This is a genomic window from Nocardia sp. JW2, assembly GCF_051843015.1.
In the GTDB taxonomy this organism is placed as follows: Bacteria; Actinomycetota; Actinomycetes; order Mycobacteriales; family Mycobacteriaceae; genus Nocardia; species Nocardia coubleae.
The window spans coordinates 169,137-179,741 of sequence record NZ_JBPXLK010000002.1 but is presented as its reverse complement, the minus strand read 5'-3'; the positions used below and the strand labels follow the sequence as shown (position 1 = coordinate 179,741).

Genomic DNA, 10,605 nt, shown 5'->3' with positions numbered 1-10,605 from the left:
TGCCACCTGGAGCGTGTCCGTAGCCTCTTGGCGCGAATTGGTTTGGGGCACTTGCTCACCGGTCGGCGCGGCGTGCACAGCGGGACCACCTGCGCTGGGTGCCGGTGCCGAATCGGCGACACCAGCACGGCTGGATGCGGTATCCGGCTTCGCGCTTTGGGTGCGGGGTTCGCCGCCGCCCGCGGAGCGGTTGTCGCCTGCGGTGGGACTCGACTGAGAACCTGGATTCGCGGCCGGAGACGAGGCGGCCGGAGCACCGGCGGCGGGTGCACCTGCCGTCGCCGAAGCGCCCGCTGTCGCCGGAGCACCGGCTCCGGCAGGGGCTCCCGCAGTCGCCGGAGCTGCCGCTTGCGGTGCGCCGGCGACACCATCGGCGCCTACCGGTGCACCACCGGCTAGCGCGCCGTTCTGTTGTGCGGCCGCGATATTCGGATCGGCTGTGAAGGGAGAACTGCCACTCTGAGAACCGTTCTCCCCGGCCAGACCCGCACCGCGATCGCCCGCCTGGTCGTTCGAGGAACGGTCACTGGACGAACCGCCCTCCGCGCTCGACGACTCCCCCGAGGTCGAACGATCGCTCGACGAACCTTCGCCCGACGAAGACCGATCGCTCGACGCGGAATCATCCGCAGCGGAAGACCTACCGTTCTGGGAACCCGCGCCGTCGCTGCCCGAACTCGAGTCACTCTGTGCCGAGCTGCTCGAATTACTTTGTGATCCACCAGATCCCGAAGACTGTGAGGCCGCTTGGTTCCCGCCACCCGCGGCCGCGGGACGCGTCTGCGAGCCCGGACTGCTCGACCCGTCCCCAGCCACGCCCGCCCGGCTCGGCGAGTTCGACCCACCGGTCCCAGCTCCGGGGTTCGCGCCTGTCCCGCCGGGTTCGGCACCGACCCGCGGCCCACCCACATCGCCGAACAGGCTGTTCATCCGTGACGCGAGATCGGGACGACTCGACAGCACCGGCGCACCCTTTTGCCAGGCGTGACTACCGGCGGTCCGCGCCGCACCCGTCAACGAGCCGCTGAGACCACCCGCCGTCAACATCCGGTAGTCGAACGGTCCCGCACCGAAGGGAATGGTCACCGCGTAACCGGCGAGGGCACCCGCCAAACCCGCCGAGATGCCGGTGATCTGGCTGTTCATGTACTGCCGCGCCCACGACGGATTGTCCACCCCGCGCATCAGACGCTTGTTGATGAGACCCGCAAGCGGCCCCGCCACGGCCCCACCGGCCGCCGAACTCAGCGCCGTGAGACCGACCTGGTCCCAATTGACCTTGCTGCGATGCCCCTTTTCCACCTGGTACTGCTGAATGGCGAATTCCTGCATCGTACCGATGACGGTATCGATCATGATGTGCCGGAAAACGAACTTCACCACCGCATTGGCGGCAATCTTGCCGACCGCACGAATAATCGACGCGAGCAACCGATTCGCAATGAGGCGAACAGCGATGCGGGTCGCACCGATAGCCAGCGCATCGAGTCCGAGTTTGAACGGACCGGCCGCGAAAGAGGCCGCCATCTCCGCCGCCAGCAATGCCAGCGACGAAATATACATCAGCTTGGCATATTCGATCTCGGTGCCGGCTTCGTAGGTGCCGTCGCCGGTTTCCTTGAAGTACTTGGCCAGCGTTTTCAGAGACCGGTCTTTTTCGGGATCACCACCGGACCGGAGCAAGCTGTCGAAGGAATTGACCATCTCGGTGTAGCCGTCGCCGGCGGGATACGCCTTGATGGACGCGGCCTTCGCCGCCTCGATATCCTTGATAACCGATTCGAGCTCGGCGGCGGCGGTGCGCCAGTCCTCGCCGAGCTGCCACATCTGGTCTTCGTTGCCCTCGGGCCATTCCATGCCCGCAAGGATTTCGAGGTGCTGTAGCCACCCCGGGATGGTGATCGCCATATTCGGTTACCCGTGAAAGCCCGGGCTCACCAGCTCGAGTCGGTGACCGAACCGCCTCGATCACGGCCGAGGTCCACGTCGACGGTTCCGGAGAACTCCATCGGCTTGTCGTCTTCGGCCGGACGTGCCGGCGAATTCGGCGGCGAAGTGGGTGCTTTCACCGGCTCCGGGACCTTGATCTCGGGCATGCCCTCCACCAGGTCGGACAGTTTCGGCATGCGTGCGCGCTGGGTGTTCAGCGGTTCCAGCAGCTCGCTCGTCTTGCGCGCCATCTCGGCGGACGCCTGCTTGGCGGCCTCGGTGACCGCCTTGGCGATCTCGGCGTAGCTGAGGTCTTCGACGTCGGGGCCGAATTTCGTCTCGATCACCACATTGTCCGCGTTCACCGTCACTGTGACGTGTCTGCGGACCGTGGCGCTGGCCGTCAGGGTCGCGCGTTCCTGCTGGAGCCGGGCGATGGTGCGCATCTGTTCCTGCACACCTTCGAGAATGTCGGCCATATCGGCTCTGGCCTGCTCGTTCACCATTGTCGCGAATACCAGCTCAGCGCAGCCCGTAGCGGTTGTCGAGTTCCATATTGTGCAGGAACTCGGCGGATTCGGTCTGAGACTGGGACATGTTGGCGAACCCCTCGGCCACCGCGTCACCGTTGTCGGTGAGCAACTTGCTCGACTTGGTGTAACCGCCCGAACCGTCCTGGCCGTTGGCGAAGGTTGTCCCGATGGTGTCGTGTCCCCAGCAGCCGTGGTGGCTCTCGACCGAGGCTTTGAGGGTATCCATGATGCTGGTGACCCGATCGTTCACGTGACCGGTTTTGGCAGCCGCACCGCGGAACAGATGCTCATCGAATTCGACCTTGTCTGCCATCTCGACGCTCCTCCACCATCGGGTAATACCTCTCGAGTATGCCACGGCGAGCACCCGCACGCAGGCCTCCAGAACGATAGGCGCACACCGATACTGACCCTTTCCTGCGGTTTCGCACCCACTGGTCACCAGGAGTTCATCACGGCGACAGCCGCATCCACAGCTGAGCCGCGCGGTCGCGCCAACTGTGGCAGACTCGGTAGACCACAACCTGGGTCGGTGCGCCGACCTGCGCAGCAACGATGATGGGGCCCGAGATTGACGTCGCGACGGAACCGCTCATGACCGACCTGAGCGGCCTCGAACGGCGCGTTGCAGCCGATCGCGCCAACACCCGTAGCCAGCAACCCGAGGACTACCTCCGGCTGGCCGGTTCGCTCACCGAACTGGCCCAGGGGCTGCTCGCCACTCGTGAGGACCCGTCGGGCCGTGACCGCACCGCCGAGGCACTCGAGCCCGCGCAGGAAGCGGTGGCGATCCGCCTGCACTGGCTGGTCGAGGGCTTCGTCTCCTACGAGTACGCGGGTGCGCTCCAGGACGCGCTTCGGCTGTTCGAGCAGGCGACACGGCTGGTCGGACATCGCCAGCTCGCCACCAACACCATCCGCAGCGCGTGTTCGGCGTATCGGCAAGTGGCACAGGACTATCCGGATGTGCAGGCGATGTGTGCCGACGGGTTGTCCAAGTGCGGCGTGTGGTTGATGCGGCTCGATCACGAGGCGGCGGTGGCCGCCACGGAGTCGGCGGTGCGGATCCGGGCGGCGATGTACGCGCGGGCACCCGAGCAGCCGGGCAAGTATCTGGCCAGCCTGAGCACGCTGTTGCGGACGCTGATGGTCGGGCGCTCCCGCAAGCAGGCCATCGCGAGCTATCGCGCGCTGTATTCGGAGGTCACGACCTCGGCGAGCACAGCGCAGCTGCGCGAAACCCGGATCGAGGACCTCGATCTCACCCTGAAGACCACCCAGGCGCTGCACAAGCTCGGGGCGCCGACACTCGAGCGCGCCGGCCGGTTGACCCAGCAGCAGATCCTGTACCAGTCGGGTGGTGACCTGGCGACCATCGACGAAATCAACTGGCGCCTCGCTCTTGTCGGCCTCAAGCCGCTGGCCGCCGGTGCCATGCCGGAACCGCCGTCGCGGCCCGTGGAAATCACCGCGACCTACGGCGCGATCGCGGTGCGTTGCTCGGCGCCCGACGCGCTGGAGCAAGTTCGCGCCGCTGTCACCGCCGCCTTCGCCGCCCACGGCGCCACTCCAGTCGACGCGGGTCGTTTCGCCGGTGTGCACGAACGGCATTGGGGCGTCAAGGAACCGAAGGTGAACCCGGACACCGAACTCGGCGCCGATGTGGTGCTCGTCGAGAAGGCCTCGGGCAGCTGGGTTTCGGTGAAGAGCCTGAACTGGGAGATCGGCGCACTCGGCAAACACCCCTTGGCCGTCGCCTTGTCGGCGAAGTGGCCGGTGCTGACCGTCGCCACCATCGAGAACATCTCCTACGAGCTGTGCCTCTACGACAACGGCGTAGCCACCCAGTACGCCGCCCTCGGCCGTCCCGCGGGTCAAGCCCCCCTCGACACTCCCCTGGCCCCCCTCGACTTCGCCACCCTCGCCGACTACGGCGCCGACTACGCCTCCGAAACCCAGGTCCGCGCGGCCTTCGGCAACGCGGCGATGTTCGCCAAGGTCACCGAACTCCCCGGCAGCGGCATCCGCCAAGCCGCCGAAAAGGGCCCCCTCACCGACTACGGCACCGACATCCTGTTCTTCGGCAAGGACTGACACGCGAAAGCCGCTGCCCACCGGACACCGAGGGCAGCGGCTTTGTGTGCTCAGGAGTTACGGTTCGCGTCTCGCTTGATCCGGGCCGCACTGCCGAAGCAGGCTGCCGCTGTCACCAGCAGGCCCGTGGTGATCGCGCTGGTGAAGCCGCTCGGCTCCATATCGAATGCCGAGAACATCAGAATGAACAGGCCGAAGCCTGCCAGTGCCGCAATTCCCCCCATGAATAGATTCTTACGTTGCTGCACTTGCTCTTCCGTCATACCGGTAAAAGTATCTGTAGCCGACGTGAAATGTAAACCGCAGCCGGGCAATGCTTTTCGGAATCGTCGAATTGTTCGCAACAATTGATTGCACCCCGATTACCGTCGATCCGGGTCACCCGGCATGATCGATTACTGTGCGAGTACTGCTGCAACGTGTGACCACCGCCCAGGTAACAGTCGACGATCAGGTCGTCGGCCGGATCGACCCGGCCGCGACGGGTGCGCCGCACGGCCTGCTCGCGCTGGTCGGTGTCACCCACACCGACACCGAAGACATCGCGAAAGCCTTGGCGGACAAGACGTTCCGCCTCCGCATCCTCGACGGCGAGCGTTCGGCGGCCGACCTGAACGCCCCCATCCTCGTCGTCAGCCAGTTCACCCTCTACGCCAACACCGCCAAGGGCCGCCGCCCCTCCTGGAACGCCGCCGCCCCCGGCCCGGTCGCCGAACCCCTGGTCGACACCTTCGCCGATGCCCTGCGCGACCTGGGCGCCACCGTCGCGACCGGCAAGTTCGGCGCCCACATGCACGTCGACCTCACCAACGACGGGCCGGTTACCGTCCTGCTCGAGGGCTAATTGTCTCCCGGCCGGTACGGAATACCGTCGGCGGCGGGCGCGACGGCTTTTCCGATGAAGCCGGCGACGACCACGAGAGTCACCACGTAGGGCAGCATGCCGAGGAATTCGGTGGGGATCGGGTTGCCGGGCATGGTGTTGAGGAAGCGTTGCAGGGCGCTGGAGAAGCCGAAGAGCAGGGCGGCCCACAGGGCGCCGATGGGGTTCCAACGGCCGACGATCATGACCGCGAGGGCGACGAAGCCCAGGGCCGCGGTCATGTTCTTGCTGAAGGCCACATTGTTGGCGATGGTGAAGAACGCGCCACCGAAACCTGACAGCGCACCCGCACAGGTGACGTTCCAGAATCGCAGCCGGTTCACGTCGATGCCGGCGGCGTCGGCGGCCGCCGGATGCTCGCCGACGGCACGGGTGCGCAGGCCCCACCTGGTGTGGAACAGCAGGTACGACAACCCGAACACACAGGCCAGCGCCACGTAGACGAAGAGGTTCTGGTCGAAGAGGACCGGTCCGAGGATCGGGATGTCGGTGAGGAAACCGAGGCCGATATCGCGCAGGAATCCACCGATGCGCGGCACCGTGCTCGGCTGGTTGAGCGAATGGTCCATGCGCATGAGCCGCTCGAACAGAAACCCGGTGAGGCCGAGCGCGAGCAGGTTCAGGATCACACCGGTGACCAGTTGATTCACCTCGAAACGGGTGGCCAGCCAGGCCAGCAGCAGCGTGGAGACCATGCCGCTGAGCACCGCCGCGAGGATGCCGACATAGGGGTTACCGGTGATCGAGGCGAACAGCACGGCGGTGAAGGCGCCCGCCAGGAACTGTCCTTCGATGCCGAGGTTGATGACACCGGACCGCTCACACACCACCCCGGACAGGGCGCCGAAGATGAACGGCAAAGCCAGGAACAGCGTGGTGGCCAGCACGAACTCCACCGGGAACCCGACGCCGGGCGTCACCACCCAGGACAACACCGCGATCACCAGCGCGGTCGCCGCCACCCCGACGATCACCCCGTGCGTGCGCGCACTCACCGCCCGCGCGAGCATCAGCACTCCGAGTAGCACGGTGAGCACCGCGAGCGTCACAACGATGCCGAAAGTGGCGACAGTCCAGCTGCTTTCGACGGTCTGATCCAGACGGAACGTGGTGGCCCGCCCGTCCGGCATCCACAGCAACGCCGCGACGGCGAGCACCGCCCCGAGGACGACGAGCACCGCCCCACCCACCGGGTGACGCACGGTCTCGGTCACGACGACCGGTTTCGATTCGGCGACAGCGGTACTCACCAGCCCCTCGCTTCCAGCGTGTTGAGCCCACCGCGCGGAGTGCGCAGGTGCAGCAGGGTTTTCACCAGGGCGGGCGCGGCGATGAACAGCACGATCACCGCCTGCAACAGCGTCGACATCTCGACCGGGATGGCGGGCTGCATGTGCAGCGTGCCCGACTTCAACGCACCGAACAGCAGCGCCGCCGCGACGATCCCGCCCGGATGTGCCCGTCCGAGCAAGGCAACGGTGATCCCGTCGAAGCCGAACTCGGCAACCGTTCCGGGGTTCACCGTGTACGGGTTCAACCCGAGCACGAGCGCCCCACCACCGATCCCGGCGAGCGCACCCGACACCCCCATCGTGGTGATGAACGTGCGCCCCATGTCGATGCCCGCCGTCTGCGCCGCGTGCGGATTCGCCCCGACCGCGCGAATCCGGTACCCGAACGTCGACTTGCGCAGCAGCCACCAGATCCCCGCCGCCAGCGCCAACGCGATCAGCAGGCCGACACTCACCCGCAGCCCTGATCCCGCCCAGCCGAGGAGCCGGGGCAGCCGCGCCGAGATGTCGACCGGCTTGGACACCAACTCCTGGGAGGTCAGCGAGTGGATGAAGGTGGTGCTCAGCGCCCAGAGCAGGAAATAGGTGGCGATATTGTTCAGCATGATCGACGAGATCACTTCGTGTGCACCGGTTTTCGCCTTCAGCACGCCGGGAACCGCACCGAAGATCCCACCCGCGAGCGCACCGGCGGCCAGCGCCAGCGGCACGTGCAGCAGCGGCGGCAGATCGATCGCGAAACCGATGATCAACGCACCGAGCATGCCGAAGATGAACTGCCCGTGCCCACCGATATTGAACAGTCCGGCCCGGAACGCCAGCCCCACGGCGAGCCCGGTGAAGATCAGCGGGGTGGCGTAGGTGAGCGTCTCCGAGATCGGGCGCAGCACCTGGGCGAGGGTAGCCGTGCCGTCGAAGAACTCCTGCAGGCGGCCGATGTCGAGAATGGCGCCCTCGAACAGGTCACGGTAGGCCGTGCTCACCGCCTGCCAGGAGAAACTCAGCGCGTCGGAGGGCCGGTTGAGGAAGTACCCCCAGGCGCGGCGCACCGACGGATCGGAGACGATGATGAGCAGCGCGCCGATCGCGAAGGCGAGCAGCAGCGAATAGATGGTCACCATCACGCTGTTGGCTTCGGTCAGATACCGGGTGAAGGTGCGGCCGAAACCTGGTCTTTCGGGCCGGGGCGATTCGGTCTCCGGCGCGGTGGTCGTACTCGGCATGGGAATCCTCGAGGATGTCGGCGCCAGTTCAGCTCGGGGTGGCGGATTCGGTGGGGCGGTGGCCTGCCATCAGCTGACCGATGATCTCGCGCGGGGTGTCCGGCCCGACCTCGCCGACGATCTGCCCGTTGTGGATCACCGCGATCCGGTCGGACAGGGCGAGAATCTCGTCCAGTTCGGCGGAGATGAGCAGCACCCCGGTCCCCGAGTCGCGTTCGGCGACGAGCCGGCTGTGGATGAATTCGATAGCGCCCACGTCCACCCCTCGGGTGGGCTGTGCGGCAACGAGAACCGCACGGGGACGGGAGAATTCGCGGGCGATCACCACCTTCTGCTGGTTGCCACCCGACAGCGCCGACACGAGCTCGCCCGGGCCGCGCGTGCGGATGTCGAAGTCGGCGATGGCCTTGTCGGCCAGCGTGCGCACGGCGTCGCTGTCGAGCACGCCGCGATGCGACAGCGGTGCGTCGCGGTACTGGTTGAGCACGAGGTTCTCGGCCACGGTGAAGTCGGCCGCCAGCCCGTCGCGGCCACGGTCCTCCGGGATGTAGCCGAGCCCGGCGACGATGCGCCGGTACGGATCCCACGAGGTCACCGGCACCCCGCCCAGCTCGACCGTCCCGCCGTCCGGGCGGACGGTGCCGAGCACGGCCCTGGCGAGTTCGGTCTGGCCGTTGCCCTCCACCCCGGCCAACCCGACGATCTCCCCGGCGCGCACCGTGAGGTTCAGCCCGTCGAGCACCGCCGTGCCCCGCTCGCCGAGCACCGTCAGATCCTGCACCGCCAAGGCGACCGCACCAGGATCGGCGGGCGTGCGCTCGACGGTCAGGATCACCGACCGCCCGACCATCGCCGCCGCCAGCTCGGCCTCGCTGTCCTCGGGCGAGGCCTGGGCCACCACCTTGCCCCGGCGCAGCACCGTGATGGTGTCGGCGATGGCCTTCACCTCTTTGAGCTTGTGGCTGATGAAGATCACCGACATGCCAGCGGCGGTGAGATTGCGGATGATGCCGAGCAGCTCCGCCACTTCCGGCGGGGTGAGCACGGCGGTCGGTTCGTCGAGGATCAGCAGGTCGGTGTCGCCGGAGAGCGCCTTGACGATCTCGACGCGCTGCTGCACACCCACCGGCAGGTCCTCGCAAATGGCATCCGGATCGAGCGCGAGACCGTAGCGATCCGACACCGCGCGCACCGCGTCACGTGCCGCCGTCCGGTCCAGGATCCCGCGCTTGGCGTGTTCGCGACCCAGCTGCACGTTGTCGGCCACACTGAACGGGCCGACCAGCTTGAAATGCTGATGCACCATGCCGATTCCGGCGGCGATCGCGTCGCTGGGTGAACGGAACCGCACGGGTGCGCCGTCGATGAGGATTTCGCCGCTGGTCGGTTCGAGAATGCCGTAGAGCATATTCATCAGGGTGGATTTGCCCGCGCCGTTCTCACCGAGAATCGCGTGCACCTGGCCGGGTTCCACCACCAGGTCGACATTCTCGTCGGCCAGGAAATCGCCGAAAGCTTTTGTCAGTCCCCGTACTTCGAGTCGCATGTCGTTGTCCTCAGAGCTTGGGGGCGGCGGGTGAGTCGATCACGATCCGGCCTTCGACGATCTCGGTGCGCAGGGCCGTGAGCTCCTGTTTCAGCCGCTCGGGCACGGCACCGTCGAAATCATGGAACGGCGCGAGGCCGACCCCACCGTTGCCGAGCGTGCCGACATACCGGCCGTCTTTCGGTCCCTCGGCGAAAGCGTTGTCGATCGCGACGCGCACCGCGGCGGAAATGTCCTTCATCGACGACGACAACATGATGTCTTTGTATTCCGGCACGGCTTCGTACCCGTCGGAATCGACCCAGATCATGCTCACCCCCGGCGAATCCTGCACGGCCGACGCACCGCCCATGCCGACGGGACCGGCCACCGGATGAATGATGTCGGCGCCCTGGGCGATGAAATTCTCGGTCAGCGAGCGACCGGCACTTGTGTCGTCGAAATTGCCGGTGAACGAACCGTTCTGATCGGCGACATTCCAGCCGAGCACCTCGGTACTCGTCCCGTGAACCTGGTTGTACCTGGCCACGCCTGCCGCGAAACCGTCCATGAAGATCGTCACGGCGGGGATCTGCATGCCACCCCAGGTCGCGACACGGCCGGTCTTGGTCATCCCCGCCGCGAGATAGCCTGCGAGATAAGAGGATTGGGCGGCGTTGAACTCCATCGAATAGACGTTGTCCAACTCCACGTGCGCGTCGACGACGGCGAACCGCTGATCCGGGTACTCCCCCGCCACCTGTGCCACCGCCTCGGCCATCAGGCCGCCGACCCCGATCACCAGATCGCAGTCGTCATCGGCCGAGGCTCGCAGGTTGGGTTCGTAGTCGGCGGAACTGTTGGACTGCCGGTAGGAACCGTAGACACCGGGGTTGGCGTCGATCGCCGCCTTCACCCCGTTCCAGCCGGATTCGTTGAACGACTTGTCGTCCACCCCGCCCGCATCGGTCACCATGCAGGTCTCGAAACCGGCATTCGCCGAACCGTAGGTATTGCCCGATCCCGTGTAGCGCGACTCGGCAGGCGGCTCACCGCAACCGACGAGCGACGCCGTCGCCGCACAGGTGGCGGCGACGGCGATCAGCGCGATCCCAGATCTCATTAC

At 66.5% G+C, this 10,605-nt stretch carries 10 protein-coding genes; 3 read left to right on the top strand and 7 right to left on the bottom strand.

Annotated features, from left to right (window positions below; genetic code table 11):
- The first annotated feature begins 984 nt into the window (after window positions 1-984).
- Window positions 985-1,884: a hypothetical protein gene (locus ACSVDM_RS03965; RefSeq protein WP_439262868.1), complete on the top strand. Its 900-nt coding sequence runs from the start codon at window positions 985-987 to the stop codon at window positions 1,882-1,884.
- A 50-nt stretch (window positions 1,885-1,934) separates the two neighbouring features.
- Here the strand turns inward: ACSVDM_RS03965 and ACSVDM_RS03960 are convergent, their stop codons facing one another.
- The gene (locus ACSVDM_RS03960; RefSeq protein ID WP_067491046.1) at window positions 1,935-2,435 is read right to left on the bottom strand and encodes a YbaB/EbfC family nucleoid-associated protein; all 501 of its coding nucleotides are present in this window, start codon (window positions 2,433-2,435) and stop codon (window positions 1,935-1,937) included.
- Between the two features lie 16 nt (window positions 2,436-2,451).
- A complete protein-coding gene (locus tag ACSVDM_RS03955; RefSeq protein ID WP_225281878.1) occupies window positions 2,452-2,775 on the bottom strand; it encodes a hypothetical protein in 324 nt (107 codons plus the stop codon).
- A gap of 281 nt (window positions 2,776-3,056) precedes the next feature.
- Here ACSVDM_RS03955 and ACSVDM_RS03950 point away from each other — a divergent pair, with 281 nt between their 5' ends.
- Window positions 3,057-4,556 (top strand): hypothetical protein, encoded by a 1,500-nt coding sequence (locus ACSVDM_RS03950; RefSeq protein WP_439262866.1) that lies wholly within the window; start codon window positions 3,057-3,059, stop codon window positions 4,554-4,556.
- 50 nt (window positions 4,557-4,606) lie between these two features.
- On the opposite strand, the gene ACSVDM_RS03945 is transcribed toward ACSVDM_RS03950, so the two are convergent.
- Complete coding sequence (locus ACSVDM_RS03945) at window positions 4,607-4,819, bottom strand: hypothetical protein (protein WP_439262864.1); 213 nt, start codon at window positions 4,817-4,819, stop codon at window positions 4,607-4,609.
- Window positions 4,820-4,956: 137 nt separating this feature from the next.
- On the opposite strand from ACSVDM_RS03945, the gene dtd reads away from it, so the two are divergent.
- On the top strand, window positions 4,957-5,400 hold the full coding sequence (gene dtd, locus ACSVDM_RS03940) for a D-aminoacyl-tRNA deacylase (protein WP_439262862.1): 444 nt from the start codon (window positions 4,957-4,959) through the stop codon (window positions 5,398-5,400).
- On the opposite strand, the gene ACSVDM_RS03935 is transcribed toward dtd, so the two are convergent.
- From ACSVDM_RS03935 to ACSVDM_RS03920, 4 genes are read right to left on the bottom strand one after another with little or no spacing between them, the layout of a single operon-like run.
- Window positions 5,397-6,689: an ABC transporter permease gene (locus ACSVDM_RS03935; RefSeq protein ID WP_439262860.1), complete on the bottom strand. Its 1,293-nt coding sequence runs from the start codon at window positions 6,687-6,689 to the stop codon at window positions 5,397-5,399. The genes dtd and ACSVDM_RS03935 overlap by 4 nt on opposite strands.
- Entirely contained in the window at window positions 6,686-7,954 is a 1,269-nt protein-coding gene (locus ACSVDM_RS03930) for an ABC transporter permease (protein WP_439262858.1), read from the bottom strand. Before ACSVDM_RS03930 ends, ACSVDM_RS03935 begins: the two co-directional genes overlap by 4 nt.
- Before the next feature lie 28 nt (window positions 7,955-7,982).
- Window positions 7,983-9,500 carry an ABC transporter ATP-binding protein gene (locus ACSVDM_RS03925; RefSeq protein WP_439262856.1) on the bottom strand — a complete coding sequence of 506 codons (1,518 nt, stop codon included), beginning with the start codon at window positions 9,498-9,500 and terminating at the stop codon, window positions 7,983-7,985.
- Window positions 9,501-9,510: 10 nt separating this feature from the next.
- Complete coding sequence (locus ACSVDM_RS03920) at window positions 9,511-10,602, bottom strand: BMP family lipoprotein (RefSeq protein ID WP_439262854.1); 1,092 nt, start codon at window positions 10,600-10,602, stop codon at window positions 9,511-9,513.
- Window positions 10,603-10,605 lie beyond the last annotated feature (3 nt).